The sequence below is a fragment of the Pantoea sp. Fr-CA_6 genome (assembly GCF_024520895.1).
Lineage (GTDB): Bacteria > Pseudomonadota > Gammaproteobacteria > Enterobacterales > Enterobacteriaceae > Pantoea > Pantoea agglomerans.
Genome location: NZ_JALNPO010000011.1, coordinates 55,996 through 80,970, shown reverse-complemented (window position 1 = coordinate 80,970; position 24,975 = coordinate 55,996). Strand labels below are relative to the sequence as shown.

Here is a 24,975-nt window from a genome sequence, read left to right as displayed (position 1 = left end):
CCGCTACTCTAACTGCTTTCTCGCGTGCCGCATGGCAGAACCCTCTGAATTCGATCCAGCGGACTCAACCCTGCGGGGACATTTTTTTGGTTCGCCTTGTTGGCAAGGCGGTGGCCGGATCCTCGGGCCAGGGATGTTTAGGATAACGTCCCTTCATCTCTTTCCTGACCTCCGGCCAGGCACCGCGCCAGAACGCCGCCAGATCGCGGGTGATCTGCAACGGGCGCTGGGCGGGCGATAACAGCTCCAGCACCAGCGGAATTCGTCCTTCCGCCACGGTGGGATTCTGCGCTTCGCCAAACATCTCCTGAATCCTTACCGCCAGCGCGGGCGGCTTCTCCGCATCGTAGCGGATTGGCAGCCGGCTTCCGGTGGGCACAGTGTAATGAGTTGGCAGCACAGTATCCAGCCGCTGACGTTGTGACCATGTGAGTAAATGTAAGAGTGCCGTGGTCAGGTTCACCGCCTGCAGGCTGCGGAGATCGCGTACCGCTGACATCTGCGGCAACAGCCACTGCGGCAGGCTCTCAAGCAGGGTTTCATCGTCGGTCGCGGGCCAGCTCTCTTCCGGCAGCCACCGGGCCGCACACTGGATGCGCAGACGCAGCTGTTCGGCCTCCGGCGTCCAGCCCAGTACCGACAGACCTTTTTCGACGATCCAGCGCAGCATGGCCGCGTGCAGCACCTCCGGTTCCGGGCGCGCCATCGGCTGGGTTTTCAGTATCAGCGCGCCAATCTGCTCACGTCTGAAAGCACGCAGCGTGCCTTTCTCTTCGTCCCATTCCACTTCGGTCCGGCGCTCAATCAGGGCGGGCTGCTGCTGGCACAGCGTTTCAATATCGACCGGCAGTGCCAGCAACATCCGGGCATCCGGTGTGGCACTGCCCTGCAACAGAGCAGGCGCAATCAGCCATTCATTACGCGTCAGGCCATCCTGCTCATCGAGTCTGGCGCCCAGCCCGTTGGCCAGCTGATAGCGACCACTCTGATCGCGTCGCCGCGCCAGCCGATCGCCAAAGCCCACCGCCAGCAATCCGGCGAAACGATCTTCATCGATGCGCCCGCCACGGATTTTAAGCCGCTGCTGCCACTGCTGCGCCCGCCGCTGCCATTGCGCCTGCGGCCGATGCAGCGCATCACGCAGGTCGGCGCTGCCGCTGCGGGGAGGATCTTCCAGAATCGCCACCAGCAGCGCGGCGCTGGCGACCGCATCCGGCTCATCGCCTGCGGCACACAGTATGGCGGCGAGTCGGGGATCGCATCCCAGCTGCGCCATGCGCCGTCCCAGCGTGTTGAGCAGGCCGTTGTTGTCCAGTGCTCCCAGTCGGGTCAGCTGCTGCTGCGCCGCATCCAGATTTCTGGCGGGCGGCTGGTCCAGCCACTGCAGCTGTTGCGGCTGGGTACAGCCCCACTGCAGCAGATCCAGCCACAGTGACGAGAGATCGCTGTTAACGATTTCCGGTTCGCTCTGCGCCGCCGCTCGTGATGCCTGCTCCTGCGGCACCAGATGCAGGCAGAGTCCCGGCATCAGTCGCCCGGCGCGACCCGCTCGCTGGATCATCGATGCCTGGCTGACTCGCTGGGTCTGCAGACGCGTCACGCCGCTGCGGGCGTCAAACAGAGCGCTGCGTTCCAGCGCACTGTCGACCACCAGCCGAATCCCCTCAATGGTCAGGCTGGTTTCGGCGATATTGGTGGCAAGCACCACTTTGCGGCGGCCGTCGGCGGCAGGCAGAATTGCCCGGCGCTGCGCCGCCAGCGGCAGTGCGCCATAGAGCGGCGTCAGATCAACGTCGTCACTGATGCGTGATTCCAGCTCGCGCTTCACCCGTTCGATCTCCGCCACACCCGGCAGAAACAGCAGCAGCGAACCGCTCTCATCCCGCAGCAGCTGGGCGACTTCACGCGCGACCGCCTCTTCAAAACGCACATTCTGATTCAGTGACGCGTAACGCCGCTCAACCGGATAGCTGCGCCCTTCTGAGACGATCAGTGGCGCATCCGGCAGCAGCGCCGCCAGCCGGGCGTTGTCCAGCGTGGCGGACATCAGCATGATTTTAAGGTCGTCGCGCAGCCCCTGCTGTACATCAAGCAGCAGCGCCAGCGCCAGATCGGCCTGCAGGCTGCGCTCGTGAAATTCATCGAGGATCACCAGCGACACGCCTTCCAGCATCGGGTCGTGCTGAAGCATGCGCGTGAGCATGCCTTCGGTCACCACTTCCAGCCGGGTCTGTGGCCCGACGCAGCTTTCGCCACGCATCCGGAATCCCACCGTGCCACCCGGCTGCTCGCCGAGTTGCTCCGCCAGCCGCTGCGCCACATTACGCGCCGCCAGCCGACGTGGCTCCAGCATGATGATCCGTCCCGGCAGCGCCGCCTGCTGTAACAACTGCAGCGGCAGCCAGGTCGATTTGCCCGCGCCGGTTGGTGCGGCCAGCAGGATTTGTGGGGCGTCACTCAATGCCGCCAGGATGTCAGGCAGCACCGCGCTGACCGGTAAATCGCTCACAGCAAACTCCGCTTCTGCCTGTGCTAAGATGGCGCGCATTGTAGCATCCATCCGTGATATTTGCCGGAGAGCGCCATGGCGACACAACGCTTATTTTTTGCCATCAGCCTGCCTGACGAGATGCAGCAAGAGCTGGTGCGCTGGCGGGCCGATACCTTTCCTGCGGAGGCGGGCCAGCCGGTGGTCGCGGCGAATCTGCACCTGACGCTGGCGTTTCTGGGTGAAGTTGCCCCGGAAACCTCACAGCGCCTGCAGACGCTGGCCTCCCGTATTGTGCAGCCCGGTTTTGATCTCGACCTGGATGATGCCGGACACTGGCCGCGCCCCGGCGTGGTCTGGCTCGGCTGCCAGCGTGCGCCACGCGGTCTGTTGCAGCTCGCCAGCCTGCTGCGGGCGCAGGCCGCCCGGCATGGCTGTTACCAGAGCCCCCAGCCGTTTCATCCGCACATCACGCTGTTACGCCACGCCACGCAGCGGGTGACGTTACCGCCGCGCGGCTTTCACTGGCGTTTTCGCGTCTCCACCTTTTCTCTGTTCGCCTCTGAATATGCCCGGGGCCGCACCCGCTATCGCGCCCTGGCTAGCTGGCCATTACATTCTCAGGATCCACATGCACTTCTCTCCGCCCCTTAAACCCGCCCGTCTGATCGTCCGTTACAAACGTTTTTTGGCCGATGTGGTGACGCCAGAGGGCGACGTTCTGACAATTCACTGCGCCAATACCGGCGCCATGACCGGCTGCGCCACGCCGGGCGATCGGGTCTGGTACTCGACGTCCGACAGCCTGACGCGCAAATACCCCCACAGCTGGGAACTGACCGAAACACAACAGGGCCACTGGATCTGCGTGAATACGCTGCGCGCCAACCAGCTGGTGGCTGAGGCGCTGGAGCAGGATCGGCTGCCGGCGCTGGCCGGTTATACGCATCGTCAGGCGGAAGTGAGATATGGCACTGAAAAAAGCAGAATTGATTTCCTGCTCAAAGCAGAGGCCCGGCGCAACTGCTATATTGAGGTGAAATCCGTAACCCTTCTACATGAAGGAAAAGGGTATTTTCCGGATGCGGTGACGATTCGAGGACAGAAACACCTGCGTGAACTGGCAAAAGTTGCGGCAGAGGGTCATCGGGCCGTTTTGTTGTTTGCCGTTTTGCACTCGGGGATTGAGGACGTTTCTCCGGCACGTCACATTGATGTGGCGTATGCAGAACAACTGGCTCAGGCGCAGCAGGAGGGCGTAGAGGTTTTAGCGTATCAGGCAGACTTATCGGCGGAGGGAATGTTTCTTAAATCGCCGATCAACGTAACCTTGTAATATCTTTTGCAATTTTATGTGTTAAGAATGTTCTGAGCTAAGGGCCAATTACGCTGTTCCTCACAGGCTTGTCAAGGTGTGTTCATGAAGAATTGCCAACCCTGACTGCTTCTGTTATTTATAGCGGCCTGTTTTTTTCCCCAATGGGGGATCGATGTACCCCGCAGACGTCAAATGCAGGCTGGCAGCAAGGCCCCTGCGAGACGAAATTCGAAGGGTATAGTGCGTGTTATCCAGGAGAAGCAACATGCAAGAAGGTCAAAACCGTAAAACATCGTCCCTGAGTATTCTCTCTATTGCTGGCGTCGAACCTTATCAGGTGAAGCCTGGCGAAGAGTATATGAATGATGCGCAGCTGACCCATTTTCGCAAGATTCTGGAAGCCTGGCGTAATCAATTACGGGACGAAGTCGATCGTACCGTTTCTCATATGCAGGATGAAGCCGCTAACTTCCCGGACCCGGTTGACCGTGCCGCGCAGGAAGAGGAGTTCAGCCTGGAGCTGCGTAACCGCGATCGCGAACGTAAACTGATCAAAAAGATCGAGAAGACGCTGAAGAAAGTTGAAGATGACGACTTCGGCTATTGCGATTCCTGTGGCGTTGAGATTGGTATCCGCCGTCTCGAAGCCCGTCCTACTGCCGATCTCTGCATCGACTGTAAGACGTTAGCAGAAATTCGTGAGAAACAAATGGCCGGCTGATGCCGCGTCCAGCCTGTTACCACGCAGTGGAACAACTGCTGTTTTGTCCGCTGCGTGGTCACTTCTGAAACCTATGTCATCCTCCTGTATCGGTCGCTTCGCCCCTTCTCCCTCTGGTGAACTCCACTTCGGATCGCTGATTGCTGCCCTGGGCAGTTACCTGAGCGCGCGTGCGCAAAACGGCGTCTGGCGGGTGAGGATTGAAGATATCGATCCGCCACGGGAAGTGCCGGGTGCCGCCAGCCGTATCCTGCATCAGCTGGAGCACTACGGTTTAGAGTGGGATGGCGAGGTTCTGTGGCAGTCACAACGTCATGAGGCCTACCGTGACGCGCTGGCCTGGCTGCAGCAGCATCGTCAGAGCTATTACTGCACCTGCCCCCGGCGTCGCATTCAGCAGATTGGCGGTTTCTATGATGGTTACTGCCGTGAACGGCAACGCGGACCGGAGAATGCCGCGCTGCGTTTACGCCAGCATGCGCCGGTCTTTGCGTTTGACGATCGTCTGCGTGGCCGTGTGGAGGCGGACAGGCGTCTGGCACAGGAAGATTTTATTATTCACCGCCGTGATGGCCTGTTTGCCTATAACCTGGCGGTCGTTGTCGATGATCATTTTCAGGGCATTACCGAAGTGGTTCGCGGCGCAGATTTGATTGAGCCGACGGTGCGACAGATTGCGCTCTGCCAGCAATTTGGCTGGCCGGTGCCTGACTGGCTGCATCTGCCGCTGGCGCTTAACCACGATGGTCATAAGTTGTCGAAGCAGAATCATGCACCTGCGCTGCCGGATGGCGATGCCAGACCCCTGTTGGTGGCGGCGTTACGCTTCCTCGGACAGCCGGTTTCAGGCGGCTGGCAGGACTTAACGCAGGACAAACTGCTGTCTGATGCGGTGGCGCAGTGGAATATCGCTTTGATGCCGCAAGAGAACGCCCTGAAACCGGATGCATAGACAACAGCATTCTCAAACGGTTCTCAACAGGCTATGATTAGCCGCTGATTTTACCTACACCCTAATTGCCACTGTCGAGGTGTCCCATTTTTACCCGAGTAGCTAATTTTTGCCGGAAAGTCCTGAAGCGTGATGAAGAGGAAGCCCCAGCAGAGGTTGAACCAGAGCGTCTGATGACCATCATTCCTCGTGAAAGCCATACCATCTCACGTAAAGACATCAGCGAAAATGCCCTCAAAGTGCTCTATCGCCTGAACAAAGCCGGTTATGAAGCCTATCTGGTAGGCGGTGGCGTGCGCGATTTGCTACTGGGGCAAAAACCCAAAGATTTCGACGTGACCACCAATGCCACGCCTGAGCAGATGCGTAAGTTGTTCCGCAACTGTCGCCTGGTTGGCCGTCGTTTCCGTCTGGCGCACGTGATGTTTGGCCCGGAAGTGATCGAAGTCGCCACCTTCCGTGGACATCATCAGGCGGAAGAGCCGGAAGAGGATCGCAACAGCTCGCAGCGTGCCCAGAGCGGTATGCTGCTGCGCGACAACATCTTCGGCTCAATCGAAGATGATGCCCAGCGACGCGATCTCACCATCAACAGCCTCTACTACAGCGTGGCTGATTTCAGCGTGCGTGACTATGTCGGCGGCATCAGCGATCTCGAACAGGGCATCATTCGCCTGATTGGCGATCCGGAAACCCGCTACCGCGAAGATCCGGTCCGCATGCTGCGCGTCGCACGCTTTGCTGCCAAACTCAATATGAGCATTGCGCCGGAAACCGCCGAGCCGATTCCACGTCTGGCCTCGCTGTTGCGTGATATTCCGCCTGCTCGCCTGTTTGAAGAGTCGCTGAAGATGTTGCAGGCTGGCTACGGCTACAGCACATATCTCAAGCTGTGTGAATATCAGCTGTTCCAGCCACTGTTCCCGACGCTGGCGCGCAACTTCACCGAAAACAGCGACAGCCACATGGAGCGGATGCTGGCGCAGGTGCTGAAAAACACCGATAACCGCATTCACAACGACATGCGCGTTAATCCGGCGTTCCTGTTTGCCGCGATGTTCTGGTATCCGCAGCTTGAAACGGCAGAACGCATTGCGCAGGAGAGTGGCCTGACCTACTTCGAAGCTTTTGCGATGGCGATGAACGATACGCTGGACGAAGCCTGCCGTGCGCTGGCGATTCCGAAACGTATTACGTCGCTAATCCGCGATATCTGGCTGCTGCAGTTACGCATGTCCCGCCGTCACGGTAAACGCGCCTGGAAACTGATGGAGCATCCGAAATTCCGCGCCGCTTACGATCTGCTGGCACTGCGTGCAGAAGTGGAAAATAACCCGGAACTGCTGCGCCTGAGCCAGTGGTGGGGTGAATTCCAGGTGGCTGCGCCGCCGCATCAGAAAAACATGCTCAATAACCTGGGTGACGATCCGGTGCCGCGTAATAAATCGCGTCGTCCGCGCCGCCGTCCTTCCGCACCGCGTCGTGACAACCAGAACGTCTCATGACACGGGTTTACCTCGCGTTAGGCAGTAACCTGGCCGATCCGCTGCATCAGGTTGATGCAGCGCTGACCGCACTGGATGCGTTGCCGCAGACGCAACGCATCGCTACCTCGCCGTTCTACCGCACGCCGCCTTATGGCCCGCCCGATCAGCCCGATTTTCTCAATGCCGCCGTGGCGCTGGAGACCGATCTCAGTGCAGAAGCGCTGCTTGACCATACCCAGCGGATCGAGCAGGAGCATGGCCGGGTGCGCAAGGCAGAACGCTGGGGTCCGCGCACGCTGGATATCGATCTGATGCTGTTTGGCGAGGCGCACATCAACACGGAGCGGCTGATCGTGCCGCACTATGATCTGCTGAATCGCGCGTTTATGCTGGTGCCCCTGCTGGCGATTGCGCCAGACGCCCGCCTGCCCGACGGTCGCGCACTCAGCACAATCCTGGCTAACCTCGACAGTAGCAGCATCGTGCTGTGGCACGGCTGAGCAGACAAACGCATATCTCTGATTCCGCTCTTTCACGCTATCCAGTAAACTGCGCCCATCAGAATTCCTGAGTTGAGAGCGCCATGAAACCCACCACGATTTCACATCTGCGTCAGGCGAAAGCCAGCGGTAAAAAATTCGCGACCCTGACCGCCTACGATTTCAGTTTTGCCCGCTTGTTTGCCGATGAAGGCATTCAGGTGCTGCTGGTTGGTGATTCTTTAGGGATGACGGTGCAGGGGCATGATTCCACCCTGCCGGTCACGGTCAGCGACATCGCCTATCACACCGCCGCCGTGCGCCGTGGCGCACCACAGGCACTGCTGCTCGCCGACCTGCCGTTTATGAGTTATGCCACGCCACAGCAGACCTTTGACAACGCCGCGCAGCTGATGCGTGCCGGTGCTAACATGGTGAAGCTGGAAGGCGGCAGCTGGCTGGCTGAGACCGTGCAGATGCTGACCGAGCGGGCCGTTCCGGTATGTGGTCATCTGGGCCTGACACCGCAGTCGGTCAATATCTTTGGCGGCTATAAAGTGCAGGGCCGGGATGAAGCCGGTGCAGAGCAGCTGCTGGCCGATGCGCTGGCGCTGGAAGCCGCAGGCGCACAGCTGATGGTGCTGGAGTGTGTGCCGGTGTCGGTAGCGCAGCGGATTACCGACGCGCTCACCATCCCGGTGATCGGTATCGGTGCCGGCAATGTCACCGATGGTCAGATTCTGGTGATGCATGACGCGCTGGGCGTGACCGGCGGCCACATTCCCAAATTTGCCAAAAATTTCCTGGCGGAGACCGGCGATGTTCGCGCGGCGATTCGCCACTATATCGCCGAAGTCGAGGCCGGAACCTATCCGGCGGCAGAGCACAGTTTCCAGTAATCCAGGAGAGTCACCGTGTTGATCATTGAAACGCTGCTGATGCTGCGCCAGGAAGTCCGTCGCTGGCGCCAGCAGGGTAAACGCATTGCGCTGGTGCCGACCATGGGCAACCTGCATGAAGGTCATCTGACGCTGGTGGATGAAGCACGGGCGCGCGGCGACATCGTGATTGTCTCGATCTTTGTCAATCCGATGCAGTTCGATCGCGCCGATGATTTAGCGCGCTACCCGCGCACGCTGCAGGAAGATTGTGAAAAGCTGAATCGCCACCAGGTTGACGTGGTCTTCGCCCCCTCATCTGCTGAAGTCTATCCGCAGGGCGCGCAGAATCAGACCTTTGTTGAGGTGCCTGTGCTCTCTTCCCTGCTGGAAGGGGCCACACGTCCAGGCCATTTTCGCGGTGTGGCCACTATCGTCAGCAAACTGTTTAATCTGGTACAGCCCGATATTGCCTGTTTCGGTGAAAAGGATTTTCAGCAGCTGGCTATCATTCGTAAGATGGTGGCCGATATGGGCTTCGACATTGAGATTGTTGGTGTGCCTACGGTGCGCGCTAAAGATGGCCTGGCGCTGAGTTCGCGCAACGGCTACCTGACGGCAGATGAGCGTAAGCTGGCACCGGCCCTGAGCCAGGTGATGCATCAGATGGCGACGCAGCTGGAGAATGGCGAGCGTCATGTTGACGAGATCATTGAGGCAGCCAGTGAGGCACTGCTGGCGCAGGGATTGCGTCCTGATGGCCTGGCGATCTGTGATGCGGAAACGCTGCAACCGCTGACGGTGGACAGCCAGCGCGCGGTGGTGCTGATGGCCGCCTGGCTGGGCAAGGCCCGCCTGATTGATAATCAAACCGTTGACCTGACGCAGTAATTAATCCCGCTGCAGGTTATTTTATTTCTCTGACAAGGTTTCTGGCTATGATTCGCACAGTTCTGCAAGGCAAATTGCACCGCGTGAAGGTGACGCAGGCGGACCTCAATTATGAAGGTTCCTGCGCTATCGATCAGGATTTCCTGGATGCTTCCGGCATTCTGCAATATGAAGCGATCGATATTTATAACGTCACCAACGGTCAGCGCTTTTCCACCTACGCTATCGCGGCTGAGCGTGGCTCGAAAATCATCTCGGTCAACGGTGCGGCCGCCCGCTGTGCCTGCGAAGGCGATATTTTAATTATCTGCTCCTATGTGCAGGTAGACGATGCCGAAGCGCGTCAGTGGCAGCCTAAGGTCGCCTATTTTGAAGGTGACAACCAGATGAAGCGTCTGGCGAAAGCGCTGCCGGTGCAGATTGCCTGATTACAACCTGATTAAAAAAGGGCCGCCGGTAAAACGGGCGGCCCTTTTTATTTCTGCTGCAGTAATTAAACCGGTTTGGTTGTCATCGGCTTCGATGACTTTTTCATCGTAAAGAGGAAATTAAACCAGCCGCGTTTTCTCATCAGACATAATGTCCACGGTAACGCCAGCGCCACCAGGAATGCCGAAATAAACTTCAGGTCATTTACCCAGGCAGACGGGCTTTCAAACTTCACAATCTTACTGAAGAACTGAATCGCCAGATAATGCGACAGGTAGAAGACGATAGAATTGACGCCTATGTAGTAGACCAGTTCAGACTTCAGTTTCAGCGCAATCCAGACAAAGAACGGAACCGATAATAGTGCCAGCGGTGACAATAACGCCTGGGAATGACGTTCCAGTACAAAGATATTCAGGCAGGAGAGCAGCACAAAACTAATTACCGAGATTAACAGCGTCGGACCATGCTGCACTTTCTCTGCGATATCCACCTGCTTTCTCACGACGTAATCGCCGAGATAGAAGAATACAAACAGATAAAGCGATTTATTGATGTGGGTATTGTCGAAGCTGGCAAACACGCCATCCGCCTCAATCGCTGGCAGCGCCCAGCTCAGCGTCATACAGATGGCAAACACCAGCAGGAACGGCAAGTGACGGGCAAAGATAATCACAATAAAGAAGATAAACAGCGAATGCAGGAACCAGGTCATATCACCGCCACCGGTCAGGTGGGAGAGAATAATATTCATCGGTGATTGCGGCGTATTAGCCATCGAGCTGAACAGGATTTTCAACCCGCCGTAGACGGCAACCCAGACCACAAATGGATAGAGAATACTGCGCACCTTGTTATTAAAAAAAGGACCCAGGCCTTTTCTTAACCCGGCATCGACAAATAAACCCGAAACAAAGAACATCAGCCCCAGCCTTACCGGTGCCAGCATCTCATTTAACAGGCCGCTGAAGGCGGTAAAGTGTCCGGCGTTATTATGTACGGCAATAGTGCTGTGCAAAAAAATGATTGCGAGAATACTCAATCCCCGCAGATTATCGATCCACGTTATACGATTCATCTTTTCCTGCCTTTGATTAAAAACTGGCCCTGATTCGGTTGCCATTTTTCTTATTAAGAAGACTCTTAGCCTACTCATTCGTCCCTGAGCAGAGGAATAACCTTATTCCGGCGCTATTCTGATAATTCATAATTAAATAAACAACAGCCAGACTTTAAGGCTATTCTTAAAAAATATTTAATAGTTAAGAATCATTCAGATAGCGAAAGATGTCAGAGTATTATCAGATAATACTTAGGGTTATTTTTTGTGAGCAAGGGTGTAAGCGAGGCGTCGGGCGGCTTCAGAGACAAAATATAACGAATGAGGCGGGTTTTAAGGTGATTTTTAAGGCCAGGCAGAACCGTAGTCAGCGTGATTTGCTCTCCACCCAAAAAAAAGCCACGCCCTTATCGCAGCGTGGCCCTTACCATTCAGCTTAACGTCAGGTGCGTAATCCGCGTCCGCGCTGTATCAGCGCATAGACCAGCCAGTAGAACACCAGAATAAAGGCCACCAGCACCGAGAGGGTAAACACCAGCGGCACATCATTAATGCCGAGGAAGCCATAACGGAATCCGCTAATCATATAAACGATTGGATTAAGTTTAGAGACAGCCTGCCAGATCGGCGGCAGCAAACTCAGTGAATAGAATACGCCGCCCAGATAAGTCAGTGGCGTCAGCACAAAGGTCGGGATCAGGCTGATATCGTCAAAGGTGCGCGCAAAGACAGCGTTCAGCAGACCTGCCAGTGAAAACAGAATCGCGGTCAGCAGCAGCGTGACCGCCACCATCGTCCAGGAATGCACGTGGAACGGCACAAAGAACAGCGAGATGGCCGTCACCAGAATACCCACGCAGACACCACGCGCCACGCCGCCGCCAACATAGCCGGCAATAATGATGTGGGTCGGCACCGGCGCGACCAGCAGCTCTTCAATGTTGCGCTGGAACTTGGCGCTGAAGAACGACGACGCCACGTTGGCATAGGCGTTAGTGATGACCGCCATCATGATCAATCCCGGCACGATGAACTGCATATAGCTGAAGCCGTGCATTTCACCGATGCGCGACCCGATCAGGTTGCCAAAAATGATGAAATAGAGCGTCATAGTGATGACCGGCGGCACCAGCGTCTGGATCCAGATGCGGGCGAAACGGTTAACCTCTTTGGCCCAGATGCTCTTCAGCGCCACCCAGTAGAGATGTGTCATGCTTTTGCTCCTGTTTTTCCCTGCGTCGTCAGACCCACAAACAGCTCTTCAAGACGGTTGGCTTTATTACGCATACTCAGCACCTGCACACCCTGCGCGCTAAGCTGGCTGAAGACGCTGTTGAGCCCCTGCTCACGCAGCACTTCCACTTCGAGCGTTGAGGTATCGGTCAGCCGGTACTGGAACCCTTCCAGCGTGGGCAGCGGACTGCGGGGTGCCAGATCCAGGATAAAGGTTTCTGATTTGAGCTTGGAGAGCAGCCCTTTCATTGAGGTGTTCTCCACCAGCTCACCGCTCTGGATGATGCCGATGTTGCGGCACAGCATCTCCGCCTCTTCCAGATAGTGGGTAGTGAGAATAATGGTCGTGCCTTTGGCATTGAGATCTTTCAGGAACACCCACATCGAGCGTCGCAGTTCGATATCCACGCCAGCGGTGGGTTCATCCAGAATCAGCAGCTTAGGCTCATGCATTAGCGCACGGGCGATCATCAGGCGACGCTTCATCCCGCCGGAAAGCATGCGTGCACGTTCAGCGCGTTTTCCCCACAGATCGAGCTGCTTCAGATACTTTTCTGCCCGCTCATTGGCTTCACGACGCTCAACGCCGTAGTAACCCGCCTGATTAACGACGATTTGCATCACCGTCTCAAACGGGTTGAAGTTAAACTCCTGCGGCACCAGGCCGAGCTGGCGCTTGGCATTCACCACATCTTTTTCGAGATCGTAGCCAAACACCCGCACGCTGCCCTCGGATTTATTAACCAGCGAACTGATAATTCCGATGGTGGTCGATTTACCGGCACCGTTTGGCCCCAGCAGCGCATAAAAGTCACCCGCTTCAACGTTAAGATCGATGCCCTTCAGCGCCTGCACGCCGCCGGGATAGGTCTTGGTCAGCCGGGAAAGTTCCAGTGCATAAGTCATTCTGCATCCATACCCTGTTTTGATGGCATTGCAATGCCGTTTAAATTTATCAGGCCCTGTCATATAGTACGCGCGCGCACTCTGCGCAGTAACCGGTCGCTCAACACCATGACAGATATCAACACCCTGATCAGAAACAACCGCGAATGGTCAAAATTACTGGTTGAAGAAGATCCCAGCTTTTTTGAGCGGCTCGCCCAGGCACAAAAACCGCGCTTCCTGTGGATTGGCTGTTCTGACAGCCGTGTTCCTGCCGAACGTCTGACCGGACTGGAACCCGGCGAACTCTTTGTTCACCGCAACGTGGCCAATCTGGTGATCCACACCGACCTGAACTGTCTGTCCGTGGTGCAGTACGCTATCGAAGTGCTGGAAGTGGAACACGTTATCGTCTGCGGCCATTACGGCTGCGGCGGCGTGCAGGCGGCGATGGATAACCCGGAACTGGGATTAATCGACAACTGGCTGCTGCACATCCGCGACCTCTGGTACAAGCATAGCGTGTTGCTGGGGGAACTCCCGCCGGATAAGCGCCTGGACAAACTGTGCGAAATCAACGTTATTGAACAAGTCTATAACCTGGGACACTCCACCGTACTGCAATCTGCCTGGAAACGCGGAAAGGATGTCTCCCTGCACGGCTGGGTATACGGCATTCAGGACGGCTGTCTGCGTAACCTTGATGTGACGGCAAACAGCCGGGAGATCCTCGAACAGCGCTACCGCCACGGCATTGCTAATCTGCGGAAGAACGGCGAGGCCTGAGCCGATCGCAGCGTAAAGCGCGGCATAGCCTACACCAGGCAACAGGTGCAGGCCTTGGAAGAATGTGCGGTAGAGCGGTATCAGGATTCCAGCGGCACCACTTTGCCAATATAAGGCAGATGGCGATAGTGCTGAGCATAGTCGATACCAAAGCCCACCACGAACTCATCCGGAATCGCAAAGCCGACATATTCGACGTTCACTTCGACTTCACGGCGCTCTGGCTTATCCAGCAGCGTACAGATCGCCAGGGATTTTGGCTGACGCAGTTGCAGAATCTCTCGCACTTTGCTCAGGGTGTTGCCGGAGTCGATGATATCTTCGACGATCAGCACATCCTTGCCACGGATGTCTTCATCCAGATCTTTCAGGATTTTCACATCACGCGTGCTGGACATCCCGCTGCCGTAACTGGAAGCCGTCATAAAGTCGACTTCATGCGGCACATCGATGGCGCGACAGAGATCAGCCATGAACATAAAGGAGCCGCGCAGCAGCCCCACCAGCACCATATCGCTGCCGCTGTCGCGGTAGTGGTCGTTAATCTCTTTGCCCAGTTCAGCGATGCGCGTGGCGATTGCCTGTTCAGGGATCATCACTTCAACAGTGTGTTTCATTGCGTTCAGCCCGGTTACGTCAGAAAAGCCCCGGAGTCTATCACAGACGCAGCAGCGACGGCTGCGCGGCCCCATAAGCAAACGATTACGTCGCGAAAATTATTACCCGCCGCCTGCGGCTCGCTGAAATGCGCATTACCTTAGAACATTCTGGCATTTACCAGCATGATTCGCTGCATGGTAGCCTTTATCCAACAGATCGTTACCCTACTCGCGCCGCTGGCCGGAGATCACAATGACTTCATCTTCAAGCAAAAAAACGCATATCGGCGACAGGCCGCTGCACCCTGAAACCCAGATGCTGAACTATGGCTACGATCCCCGCCTCTCTGAGGGTGCGGTGAAGCCGCCGGTATTTCTGACCTCGACCTTTGTCTTTGACAGCGCCGAAGAGGGACGGGATTTCTTTGATTACGTCTCTGGCCGACGTGAGCCGCCGGAAGGCAAATCGGGTGGGCTGGTCTATTCCCGCTTTAACCACCCTAACAGCGAAATTGTAGAAGATCGGCTGGCGGTCTATGAGCAGGCGGAGAGCTGTTCGCTCTTCTCTTCCGGTATGGCCGCCATCTCCACTGCCCTGCTGACGTTTGCCCGTCCGGGCGAGGTGATCCTGCATTCCCAGCCGCTGTATGGCGGCACCGAAACCCTGCTTAGCAAGACGCTGCACAATCTGGACATCAAAGCAGTGGGTTTCAGCGACGGCAATGATGAAGTCAAAGTGCGTGAAGCCGCTCAGCAGGCGATGGCCCAGGGCCGGGTAGCGGTGATCCTGATTGAAACGCCAGCGAATCCCACCAACAGCCTGGTCAATATCCGTCTGATGGCGCGTATCGCTGATGAGATTGATCAGCAGCAGGGTTCACGACCGATTATCGCCTGTGACAACACGCTGCTCGGCCCGCTGTTCCAGCAGCCGCTAACGCTGGGCGCTGACCTGTCGCTCTACTCGCTGACCAAGTATGTTGGCGGTCACTCTGACCTGATTGCAGGCGCGGCGATGGGCAGTAAAGCGCTGATGGCGAAAGTGCGCGCCCTGCGCAGCGCAATCGGCACGCAGCTGGATCCACACTCCAGCTGGATGCTCAGCCGCTCGCTGGAAACGCTGTCGCTACGCATGGAGAAAGCCTGGCAGAATGCGGAAGCGGTCGCGGCGTTTCTGCGCGATCACCCGAAAGTGGCGAAGCTGCACTGGCTGCCCTATCTGGATGCGGAGAGCGCCGAAGGGAAAACTTATCGCGAGCAGTGCAGCGGTGCCGGTTCAACCTTCTCATTTGATATCGTCGGCGATCAGCCCGCTGCGTTCCGTTTTCTTAATGCGCTGTCGCTGTTTAAGCAGGCGGTAAGCCTGGGCGGGACCGAGTCGCTGGCCAGCCATCCTGGCAGCACCACCCACTCCGGCGTGCCGCAGGCGGTGCGTCAGCGTATTGGGATCACTGACGCCACGGTGCGGCTGTCGATTGGCATCGAAAACGCCGGCGACCTGATTGAAGATGTGAAGCTGGCGCTGGAGCAGGCGTAATCAGCTGACGGTAAAGCCCAGCATCATGCCGGTGTCTTCATGCTCCAGCAGATGGCAGTGGGCCATGTAAGCGTGTTCTGCGGCGGCGACATAGTTGAAGCGTACCAGCACTTCACTGCGCCAGCCGTCGACATTCACCATATCTTTCCAGCCCTGCCGGTGCGGGGCTGGCGGTTTGCCGTTTTCTGAAAGAATACGGAACTGGGTGCCGTGAATGTGGAACGGGTGCAGCATCGCGTCGCCTTCACCTGAAATCGTCCACTTCTCGTAATCACCCAGCTTCACCGCAAACGACGGCTTCGTCATATCAAAGGCCTGGCCATTAATCTTATTGCCGTTGCGGAAATCGTAACCGGCGGGCGGCGTATTGCCGTGCATGCTGTGATCCATGCTTTCCATAGGCGGCATCGGCTCTGCCGTCGTTTTCTCCTCCGGCGTCTGCGACATCGTGTGATGACCGCCCTTGCCCATCGCTTTCTCGCCGTAGCGCTGCATCAGCGCCTGCATGCCCTGCTGGTCCAGCTGCGGGTCCATCATCAACTGCAGCCAGCGTGTCGTCAGGCCGTCGGTTGAGGGTAGCGCTGGCAGCGTCGCCAGCTGATCCGGCAGCGTGGCGCTGGCCATCACCCGCAGCGGCAGGATCTGCACCAGCGGCAGCGGCTGGTCAAACGGCGGCAGCGTCATGCCCATCTGCTCTGTCGGCAGCGTCACCAGATCGAAGCTGTTACCGTCAGAAGTATCGATCATCACCTCAAAACGCTCGCCCGGCAGGATCGGCAGCGAGTCGAGCTTTACCGGCTCGGCCAGCAGGCCACCATCGCTGGCGATCACGTAGAGAGGACGTTTATCACTGGCGGCAACATGCAGCGAACGGGCATTGCAGCCGTTGAGCAGGCGCAGACGCAGCCAGCCGCGCGGCACCGCATGCTGCGGATAGTGCATGCCGTTGGTCAGCATCATGTTGCCAAACCAGCCCACCGCGGCGCGCATCACGTCGAGCTGATAATCAATGCGGCTGCCATCTTTGGTCAGTTGCTTATCCTGAAAAATCAGCGGCACATCATCCACACCCCACTGCGAGGGCAATCGCAGCGTTCCGCTCTCTTTATCTTCCAGCAGGATCAGTCCCGCCAGCCCCTGAGCCACCTGATGCCCGGTTTTGCCATGCAGATGCGGGTGATACCAGCAGGTTGCGGCGGGTTGATCGGGCGTAAAAGAGACCTGACGCGAGCCGCCAGGCGCAATCACCGCCTGCGGGCCGCCATCCACTGCACCGGGGATTTCCAGCCCGTGCCAGTGCAGGGTGGTCGCTTCGCTGAGCCGGTTATGAATGTTCACCGTCACCGGTTTGCCACTCTGCATCTTCAGCACCGGCCCCAGCAGGCTGCCGTTATAGCCCCAGGTCGGCACCGCTTTGCCGTTCCACTGGGTGGTACCCTGCATCGCGGTGAGGCTGTAGCTGCCCCTGGCATCGGGTTCCAGCAGAGACGGAATCGGCAGCAGCGGACGGGTGGCTGCCATCAGCGAACGGCTCCAGAGCGGTAATGCTCCGGCTGCACTCAGTGCGGCAGTGAGTTTCAGGAAATGGCGACGTTGCATGGTGATCATCCTTGTGGCATCAGAGCGCACAGCCTAAACCCTGACCTTATGGGAAGGTCAAGTCTTACCCGTGCGAATCTGACGAAAAAAGGCGGTGCAGCAGCCCACAGCGGCAAATTAATCGAAAACCTGAGAGCAACTGTGCTAACGTCATTAGCAATATCCATTGAAGAGAACGACTATGAAGCAAAGTATCAGGATCCTGCTGCTGACGGGACTCCTTGGCTTCTCCTCCACCAGTTTTGCCCTGAGCGAATCCGAAGCGGAAGATCTGGCCGATCTGACGGCGGTTTTCGTCTATCTGAAAAATGATTGTGGCTATCAGGATTTACCGGACGCGCAGATTCGCAAAGCGCTGGTCTTTTTTGCTCAGCAGAACCGCTGGGATTTAAGCAACTACAGCAACTACAACATGAAAGCGCTGGGTGAAGATAGCTATCGCGATCTCAGCGGCATCGCCATCACCAACGACAAAAAGTGCAAGTCACTGGCCCGCGATTCGCTGAGCCTGCTGGCCTACGTCAGGTAACGATTCTTCCCTCTGCAGCCGGACATTGACCGTGCAACCACGGTCAGTGTTAGCTATCATATGCCGCCCATCTTCATGGCGATGTCATCAGAGGAGAGCACCATGGCCCACAATGAAACGTGGTATGAAACCCTTCATGCCGGTTTTGGCCAGTATTTCACGGTCGATAAAGAGCTGTACCGTGAGAAGACTGCGCATCAGGATTTAATCATTTTCGAAAATGCCGCGATGGGCCGCGTAATGGCGCTGGACGGCGTCGTTCAGACCACCGAACGCGACGAATTTATCTACCATGAAATGATGACCCACGTTCCGCTGCTGGCGCACGGCGCGGCGAAGAGCGTTCTGATTATCGGCGGCGGTGACGGCGCAATGCTGCGTGAAGTGTCACGTCATCCCGGGATCGAAAAGATTACCATGGTGGAGATCGATGCGGGCGTGGTGACCTTTTGTCGCCAGTATCTGCCGAACCACAGCGCGGGTGCCTATGACGATCCGCGCTTTACGCTGGTGATTGATGACGGGGTGAACTTCGTTAATCAGACGCAGGAAAAGTTTGATGTCATTATCTCCGACTGCACCGATCCGATTGGTCCGGGCGAGAGTCTGTTTACCTCGGAATTTTATGCCGGGTGCAAAGCGGCCCTTAATGAAAATGGCATCTTTGTGGCGCAGAATGGCGTCTGCTTCCTGCAGCAGGATGAGGCCGTTAACAGCCATCGTAAGCTGGGACATTACTTTGCGGACGTCAGTTTCTATCAGGCGGCGATTCCGACCTACTACGGCGGCATTATGACCTTTGCCTGGGCGAGTGATAATCCGGCGCTGCGCCAGCTCGACACCGCGACCTTAAAGGCGCGTTTCGAGGCCGCTGGCCTGACCTGCCGTTATTACACGCCAGCAATCCATACCGGCAGCTTTGCCCTGCCGCAATATCTGTTGAATGCGTTATCTGCCGCGTGCTGATAGTGCATTTCTAAGGGGGTGAACGAAATTGCAAAAGCTAAAACTACATGGCTTCAACAACCTGACGAAAAGCCTGAGTTTTTGTATTTACGATATTTGCTATGCGAATACTGAAGCTGAACGCGATGGTTACATCGCCTACATTGACGAACAATATAACGCTAACCGTCTGACGGAAATCCTGACCGAGACCTGCTCCATTATCGGGGCTAACGTGCTCAACATTGCGCGCCAGGATTATGAGCCGCAGGGGGCCAGCGTCACGATTCTGGTCAGCGAAGAGCCGATCGATCCGAAAGATATCGATAACTCAGAGCACCCCGGTCCGCTGCCCAACTCGGTGGTGGCTCATCTCGATAAAAGTCATATCTGCGTGCACACCTATCCGGAGAGCCATCCGGCAGGCGGTCTGTGCACCTTCCGTGCAGACATTGAAGTCTCAACCTGTGGCGTCATTTCGCCCCTGAAAGCGCTGAACTATCTGATCCATCAGCTGGAGTCCGATATTGTCACCGTCGATTACCGGGTGCGCGGTTTTACCCGTGACGTGAAAGGGATGAAGCACTTCATCGATCACGAGATCAATTCGATTCAGAACTTCATGTCTGAAGATATGAAAGCGATGTATGACATGGTGGATGTGAATGTCTATCAGGAAAACATCTTTCATACCAAGATGTTGCTGAAAGAGTTCGACCTTAAACACTACCTGTTTAACACCCGCCCGGAAGATCTCACTCCGCAGGAGCACAAGCGCATTACCGATCTGCTCTGGAAAGAGATGCGCGAGATCTACTACGGCAGAAATATCCCCTCAGTGGGCCTGAAGACCCTCTGATTATCAGGCGCGCAGCGTTATAGCCCATAACCTGCGCGTCTGCCCTCCTTGTTCCCCCTGCTTTTTCATCACGGCAACCGCCGGAATTCCCTGATCGCCAGCAATAATTTTCCTGTCCGGGCGTGCTACTTTCAGCGCTGAACGCTTATTTCTTAATCCACGACAGGCAAAAAAAATGGCAAGAATTAACATCATTGATTTCGATGCCGTCCCGGACGCCACCTCACTTTCCACTCAGGCGATACAGCGCGCGATCGACAGCGCAGCAGAAGGCGACACGGTGCTAATCCCGGCAGGCCGCTTTCTGACTGGCGCGCTGTTTTTGAAAAGTAAGATGACGCTGGAGCTGGCAAAAGATGCCGTATTGCTCGGCAGCCAGCAGCTGGAGGATTATCCGGAAATCGCTACCCGCGTGGCGGGGATTGATATGGTCTGGCCCACAGCAATGCTTAACATCAATCAGTGTCGCAATGTCACCGTCTGCGGCAGCGGCACTCTAGATGGCCAGGGCGCGGTCTGGTGGCATAAGTTCTGGGGCGACGATGAAAACAGCGGAATGCTGGCGGACTATACCCGCCGCGGGCTACGCTGGGTGGTGGATTACGACTGCAGGCGCCCGCGTAATCTGGTGGTTTATCAGAGCGAATGCGTGACGCTGCAGGACTTTACCTCAAAGGATTCCGGCTTCTGGAACCTGCACGTCTGTTACTCGAAACAGGTGAATTTGCAGAGACTCAATGTGATGAACGCCACCGGCCCCAGCACTGACGGTATTGATATCGACTCCAGTCAGTTAGTTCGCGTTGAGGGCTGTACGGTCTCCTGTAATGACGACAATATCTGCGTAAAATCGGGGCGCGGCGCAGAAGCGCAACAGCTGGCCAGAACCGCGCGCGATATTATTATTCGCGACTGCACATTGCTGAAAGGCTCGGGCATCACCCTGGGCAGCGAAACCTCTGGCGGTATCGAAAATGTCATCATCGAACATAACCGCTTCTCCGGCACCGGCGTCGGCTTCCGCATCAAGTCAGCCCGCAATCGCGGCGGCTGGATTAAAAACATCATTGTTCGCCATCTGATAATGGAAGATGTCGGCTATCCGTTTATGCTGCAGCTGAACTGGTTCCCGCAATACAGCTACAGCGAGCAGCCTGCCGACACAGAACAGCCATCGTACTGGCGTAAGCTGGCCGCGGGCGTCACGGGCGATGCCGGGCTGACGAGAGTAGAGAATATCCGCATCAGCCATATCAGCAGCAGCCTGACTCAGCCCACGACCTTTTCCCGCGCCTTCTTTATTGAAGGCACGCCGGAAAATCCGATTGAGCAGCTGAGTTTCAGCGATATCACGCTGCAGGCGCAGGAGTTTGGCAAAATAGCGGGCGTAAATAATCTGAGGTTTGAACGGGTTACGGTGGACGCACCCGCAATTACGCGTGAAGAAAATGATACCTACGCGCGTTAACGGCGCGTTTTAACGGCGAGAGATAAAAATAAACGCGCGGTGCTGCTCTCGTCCTGCTGATCAGGTCAGAGCAACACGGCGCGTTCTGTTCAGGCGGAGGTCAGCGCCAGCGTAATCCCGCGCTGCTGGGGAAGCTGGTTCTGAACGCCCGCACACGCTTATGGCAACTGCATGTGGCCGCTGTAAATTATTTTACGCCCCGGTGGGGCTGGCGACAGTATTGGGCTTCTGGGCAGCCGAACGGCTATGGGACGCATTCAGTATGTAGCCACCACATCGGCGATGATCGGCATGATGCGCAGCCGGGCTGCTGAGTTCGCCCGGCCTTATAACCGTAAAGGATTGCCTTACTGTCTTACCGTACGGGTTTGCCGTACTGGTTCATAAACTGGCGATAAGCAGCGATCACCAGCTGAAAATCTTCAATGCCGCAGAACGAGAGGCTCTCTTCGTCATAGTAGTTCATCCCCTCTTCCATACCGTCATCTTCCAGAGCCAGCAGGTTGGCGCGGATCATCACCTCCTCTTCATCCAGCAGAATGGTGTACTCGCTGCCGATCCGCTGCCACTGACGTACGCTGCCTTTGACATCTTCAATGGCGGCTTCAACTTCATCCAGCAATCCCGGATCGTTTTTGACCTCTTCGTTGAACCAGTGGCCGACCGCTTCATGATCCATCGACATGCGAACCTTAATCTGTCCGGTCACATCGCGTAAAAATTCATATTCCATCGCCCGTTCCTCTCAACGTCGTCGTCTCACCTGGTAAGTGTCCGTGCTGCTCTCGCGGCAAAGTGTGACACGTCGCGCATTATTACAGGCTGTCTGCCGAAAGCCAGCTTTTGATCGTCTCTCTACCCCATGCTGAGACGAAAAAAAGGGGCGAATCATCGCCCCTTATTCATGCCTGCAAGGTGAAGAATCAGACCGCGGTCTGGAAAATCACACCATCAGCTTTGTCGGTGTACTGCGTCAGCTGGTCGAAGTTGAGATAGCGATACGTGTCGCTGGCCGTTTTATCGACCTGCGCCATGAATTGCTGATACTCATCCGGCGTTGGCAGTTTGCCAAGCAGAGACGCGACCGCAGCCAGCTCCGCTGACGCCAGGTAGACGTTAGCGCCGTTACCCAGACGGTTCGGGAAGTTACGGGTCGAGGTAGAGACCACTGTCGAACCATCTGCAACACGTGCCTGGTTACCCATGCAGAGTGAACAGCCCGGGATCTCGATACGCGCACCGCTTTTGCCGAATACGCTGTAGTAGCCTTCTTCGGTCAGCTGTGCCGCATCCATCTTGGTTGGCGGTGCCACCCACAGACGGGTTGGCAGCTGGCCTTTGTGGCTATCCAGCAGTTTACCCGCAGCACGGAAGTGACCAATGTTGGTCATGCATGAGCCGATAAACACTTCGTCGATCTTCTCACCCTGAACGTCAGAGAGCAGACGTGCATCGTCCGGATCGTTTGGCGCACAGAGGATTGGCTCTTTGATTTCAGCCAGATCGATTTCGATCACGGCGGCATATTCAGCATCGGCATCCGGCTCAAGCAACTGAGGATCGGCCAGCCATTTCTCCATACCGTCAATGCGACGCTCCAGCGTACGACGATCGCCGTAGCCTTCTGCGATCATCCACTTCAGCAGCACGATGTTAGAGCTGAGGTATTCGATAATCGGCGCTTTATCCAGCTTGATGGTACAGCCCGCAGCGGAACGTTCTGCTGACGCATCGGACAGCTCAAACGCCTGCTCGACTTTCAGATCCGGCAGACCTTCAATCTCCAGGATGCGACCAGAGAAGATGTTTTTCTTACCTTTCTTCTCAACGGTCAGCAGACCCTGTTTGATGGCATACAGCGGAATGGCGTGAACCAGATCGCGCAGGGTAATGCCCGGCTCCATCTTACCTTTGAAGCGCACCAGAACCGATTCCGGCATGTCGAGCGGCATTACGCCAGTCGCGGCGGCAAACGCCACCAGGCCTGAACCTGCCGGGAAAGAGATGCCGATAGGGAAACGGGTGTGCGAGTCACCACCGGTACCGACGGTATCCGGCAGCAGCATACGGTTCAGCCAGCTGTGGATAATGCCGTCACCCGGACGCAGTGACACACCACCGCGGTTCATGATGAAGTCTGGCAGCGTATGGTGCGTGCTCACATCCACCGGCTTCGGATACGCGGCGGTGTGACAGAACGACTGCATCACCAGATCGGTCGAAAAGCCCAGGCAAGCCAGATCTTTCAGCTCGTCACGGGTCATCGGGCCGGTGGTATCCTGCGAGCCAACCGAGGTCATCTTAGGTTCGCAATAGGCACCCGGACGAACGCCGGTCACGCCACAGGCGCGGCCAACCATTTTCTGCGCCAGCGAGAAACCACGGGTGCTCTCCGCGACATCTTTCGCCTGACGGAATACGGTGCTGTGCGGCAGACCCAGCGACTCGCGCGCTTTGGTGGTCAGGCCGCGACCGATGATCAGCGGAATACGGCCACCGGCGCGCACTTCGTCAATCACTACTTCGGTTTTGAGCTCGAAGCTGGCCAGCAGCTCATTGGTTTCGTGGTTGCGGACTTCGCCTTTGAATGGATAGATGTCGATCACATCGCCCATGTTCAGGTTGTTTACGTCCACTTCAATGGGCAGTGCGCCCGCATCTTCCATGGTGTTGAAGAAGATGGGTGCAATTTTGCTGCCCAGCACCACGCCGCCGCCTTTTTTATTTGGCACGTTCGGGATGTCGTCGCCCATAAACCACAGCACCGAGTTGGTGGCGGATTTACGTGAAGAACCGGTTCCGACAACATCACCGACATACGCCAGCGGGAAACCTTTGGTCTTCAGAGCTTCGATCTGTTTGATCGGGCCGATATTGCCCGCGTCATCAGGCTCAATGCCTTCACGGGCATTTTTCAGCATCGCCAGGGCGTGCAGAGGAATGTCTGGACGTGACCAGGCATCCTGGGCCGGAGAGAGATCGTCGGTGTTGGTTTCGCCAGTGACTTTAAACACTGTAACCGTGATCTTCTCTGCCAGTTCAGGCCGTGACAGATACCATTCCGCATCTGCCCAGGATTGCATCACCTGCTTCGCGTATTCATTACCCGCTTTCGCTTTCTCTTCGACATCATAGAAGTTGTCGAACATCAGCAGCGTGTGTGAAAGGGCTTTCGCGGCAATCGGAGCCAGTTTGCTATCGTCCAGCGCCTCAATCAGCGGATGAATATTGTAACCGCCCTGCATGGTGCCAAGCAGTTCAACCGCTTTTTCAGGAGATATCAGAGGAGAGGTTGCTTCGCCTTTGGCGACAGCCGCCAGGAAACCGGCTTTGACATACGCCGCTTCATCGACGCCAGGTGGGACGCGGTTGACCAATAAATCGATCAAAAATTCTTCTTCACCCGCAGGTGGATTTTTTAGCAGTTCAACCAGCGCGGCCATTTGGGAAGCCTCTAAAGGCTTAGGTACAATTCCCTGGGCAGCACGCTCGGCAACGTGCTTACGGTATTCTTCTAGCACGACGTTATCCTCGCTCTCATTATGTAGGGCTTTCCGACCACCTTGCTCACTTATGGAGAACAATCTTCCCTTTCTCGTCCAGGTTGAGGTGCCCGGTTTCGCGGAGGGCAGAATAGCAGTATTTCGTCTGTTTGTTAATCTGTTTACAAAAATACAACATAATCCACTACGGCCATTCTGCCCGCTTAACTCCCTGCATCAGCCAGCTGAGTCGGCTGAATGGGTCTCTCTGCAGCGTACCGCATTCCACACAAATGGCTGCAGGTTTATGTCAGTTTTGCCGTGGCTTTAGCGAAGTGATTCAGGGAAAT

At 56.5% G+C, this 24,975-nt stretch carries 23 protein-coding genes; 15 read left to right on the top strand and 8 right to left on the bottom strand.

Annotated elements, in window-relative coordinates; all coding sequences use genetic code 11:
* Positions 1-64 precede the first annotated feature (64 nt).
* Positions 65-2,548: an ATP-dependent helicase HrpB gene (hrpB, locus tag NR201_RS17840; RefSeq protein ID WP_256850045.1), complete on the bottom strand. Its 2,484-nt coding sequence runs from the start codon at positions 2,546-2,548 to the stop codon at positions 65-67.
* 36 nt (positions 2,549-2,584) lie between these two features.
* Here hrpB and thpR point away from each other — a divergent pair, with 36 nt between their 5' ends.
* From thpR to panD, 9 genes are all read left to right on the top strand, one after another.
* Positions 2,585-3,142: an RNA 2',3'-cyclic phosphodiesterase gene (thpR, locus tag NR201_RS17835; protein ID WP_033767948.1), complete on the top strand. Its 558-nt coding sequence runs from the start codon at positions 2,585-2,587 to the stop codon at positions 3,140-3,142.
* Positions 3,120-3,824 (top strand): DNA/RNA nuclease SfsA, encoded by a 705-nt coding sequence (gene sfsA / locus NR201_RS17830; RefSeq protein ID WP_256850044.1) that lies wholly within the window; start codon positions 3,120-3,122, stop codon positions 3,822-3,824. Before thpR ends, sfsA begins: the two co-directional genes overlap by 23 nt.
* A gap of 247 nt (positions 3,825-4,071) precedes the next feature.
* Entirely contained in the window at positions 4,072-4,527 is a 456-nt protein-coding gene (gene dksA, locus NR201_RS17825; protein ID WP_010254035.1) for an RNA polymerase-binding protein DksA, read from the top strand.
* Positions 4,528-4,600: 73 nt separating this feature from the next.
* Positions 4,601-5,479: a tRNA glutamyl-Q(34) synthetase GluQRS gene (gluQRS, locus tag NR201_RS17820; protein ID WP_033756612.1), complete on the top strand. Its 879-nt coding sequence runs from the start codon at positions 4,601-4,603 to the stop codon at positions 5,477-5,479.
* 86 nt (positions 5,480-5,565) lie between these two features.
* Entirely contained in the window at positions 5,566-6,984 is a 1,419-nt protein-coding gene (gene pcnB / locus NR201_RS17815; RefSeq protein WP_203583884.1) for a polynucleotide adenylyltransferase PcnB, read from the top strand.
* Entirely contained in the window at positions 6,981-7,466 is a 486-nt protein-coding gene (gene folK, locus NR201_RS17810) for a 2-amino-4-hydroxy-6-hydroxymethyldihydropteridine diphosphokinase (RefSeq protein ID WP_159226628.1), read from the top strand. Before pcnB ends, folK begins: the two co-directional genes overlap by 4 nt.
* 83 nt (positions 7,467-7,549) lie before the next feature.
* Positions 7,550-8,344: a 3-methyl-2-oxobutanoate hydroxymethyltransferase gene (panB, locus tag NR201_RS17805; RefSeq protein WP_010254026.1), complete on the top strand. Its 795-nt coding sequence runs from the start codon at positions 7,550-7,552 to the stop codon at positions 8,342-8,344.
* Between the two features lie 15 nt (positions 8,345-8,359).
* A complete protein-coding gene (gene panC, locus NR201_RS17800; RefSeq protein WP_010254024.1) occupies positions 8,360-9,214 on the top strand; it encodes a pantoate--beta-alanine ligase in 855 nt (284 codons plus the stop codon).
* Positions 9,215-9,261: 47 nt separating this feature from the next.
* Complete coding sequence (gene panD / locus NR201_RS17795) at positions 9,262-9,642, top strand: aspartate 1-decarboxylase (RefSeq protein WP_010254022.1); 381 nt, start codon at positions 9,262-9,264, stop codon at positions 9,640-9,642.
* A gap of 65 nt (positions 9,643-9,707) precedes the next feature.
* Here panD and NR201_RS17790 read toward each other — a convergent pair whose 3' ends face one another.
* The 3 genes from NR201_RS17790 to NR201_RS17780 all read right to left on the bottom strand — a co-directional run bounded on the left by NR201_RS17790 (position 9,708) and on the right by NR201_RS17780 (position 12,842).
* The gene (locus NR201_RS17790) at positions 9,708-10,721 is read right to left on the bottom strand and encodes an acyltransferase family protein (RefSeq protein WP_010254020.1); all 1,014 of its coding nucleotides are present in this window, start codon (positions 10,719-10,721) and stop codon (positions 9,708-9,710) included.
* 424 nt (positions 10,722-11,145) lie between these two features.
* Positions 11,146-11,916: an ABC transporter permease gene (locus tag NR201_RS17785; RefSeq protein WP_010254018.1), complete on the bottom strand. Its 771-nt coding sequence runs from the start codon at positions 11,914-11,916 to the stop codon at positions 11,146-11,148.
* Positions 11,913-12,842: an ABC transporter ATP-binding protein gene (locus NR201_RS17780; protein ID WP_010254017.1), complete on the bottom strand. Its 930-nt coding sequence runs from the start codon at positions 12,840-12,842 to the stop codon at positions 11,913-11,915. Before NR201_RS17780 ends, NR201_RS17785 begins: the two co-directional genes overlap by 4 nt.
* 108 nt (positions 12,843-12,950) lie before the next feature.
* On the opposite strand from NR201_RS17780, the gene can reads away from it, so the two are divergent.
* On the top strand, positions 12,951-13,607 hold the full coding sequence (can, locus tag NR201_RS17775; protein ID WP_029519477.1) for a carbonate dehydratase: 657 nt from the start codon (positions 12,951-12,953) through the stop codon (positions 13,605-13,607).
* An 80-nt stretch (positions 13,608-13,687) separates the two neighbouring features.
* On the opposite strand, the gene hpt is transcribed toward can, so the two are convergent.
* A complete protein-coding gene (gene hpt / locus NR201_RS17770) occupies positions 13,688-14,224 on the bottom strand; it encodes a hypoxanthine phosphoribosyltransferase (RefSeq protein WP_010254010.1) in 537 nt (178 codons plus the stop codon).
* Positions 14,225-14,459: 235 nt separating this feature from the next.
* On the opposite strand from hpt, the gene NR201_RS17765 reads away from it, so the two are divergent.
* Positions 14,460-15,743, top strand: coding sequence for a cystathionine gamma-synthase family protein (locus NR201_RS17765; RefSeq protein WP_010671844.1), 1,284 nt, complete (start codon positions 14,460-14,462; stop codon positions 15,741-15,743).
* Here the strand turns inward: NR201_RS17765 and cueO are convergent, their stop codons facing one another.
* Positions 15,744-17,342, bottom strand: coding sequence for a multicopper oxidase CueO (cueO, locus tag NR201_RS17760; RefSeq protein WP_256850043.1), 1,599 nt, complete (start codon positions 17,340-17,342; stop codon positions 15,744-15,746). It abuts the gene before it with no gap.
* Positions 17,343-17,523: 181 nt separating this feature from the next.
* Between cueO and NR201_RS17755 the strand changes: the two genes are divergently transcribed.
* The 4 genes from NR201_RS17755 to NR201_RS17740 all read left to right on the top strand — a co-directional run bounded on the left by NR201_RS17755 (position 17,524) and on the right by NR201_RS17740 (position 21,143).
* On the top strand, positions 17,524-17,871 hold the full coding sequence (locus tag NR201_RS17755) for a YacC family pilotin-like protein (protein WP_003854673.1): 348 nt from the start codon (positions 17,524-17,526) through the stop codon (positions 17,869-17,871).
* Positions 17,872-17,973: 102 nt separating this feature from the next.
* On the top strand, positions 17,974-18,837 hold the full coding sequence (gene speE / locus NR201_RS17750) for a polyamine aminopropyltransferase (protein WP_010253980.1): 864 nt from the start codon (positions 17,974-17,976) through the stop codon (positions 18,835-18,837).
* Positions 18,838-18,865: 28 nt separating this feature from the next.
* A complete protein-coding gene (speD, locus tag NR201_RS17745; RefSeq protein WP_010253978.1) occupies positions 18,866-19,675 on the top strand; it encodes an adenosylmethionine decarboxylase in 810 nt (269 codons plus the stop codon).
* A gap of 175 nt (positions 19,676-19,850) precedes the next feature.
* Complete coding sequence (locus tag NR201_RS17740) at positions 19,851-21,143, top strand: glycoside hydrolase family 28 protein (protein WP_010671842.1); 1,293 nt, start codon at positions 19,851-19,853, stop codon at positions 21,141-21,143.
* A gap of 355 nt (positions 21,144-21,498) precedes the next feature.
* Here the strand turns inward: NR201_RS17740 and yacL are convergent, their stop codons facing one another.
* Entirely contained in the window at positions 21,499-21,876 is a 378-nt protein-coding gene (gene yacL / locus NR201_RS17730; protein WP_010253973.1) for a protein YacL, read from the bottom strand.
* Between the two features lie 190 nt (positions 21,877-22,066).
* Positions 22,067-24,664 carry a bifunctional aconitate hydratase 2/2-methylisocitrate dehydratase gene (acnB, locus tag NR201_RS17725; protein ID WP_256850042.1) on the bottom strand — a complete coding sequence of 866 codons (2,598 nt, stop codon included), beginning with the start codon at positions 24,662-24,664 and terminating at the stop codon, positions 22,067-22,069.
* Positions 24,665-24,975: the final 311 nt, after the last annotated feature.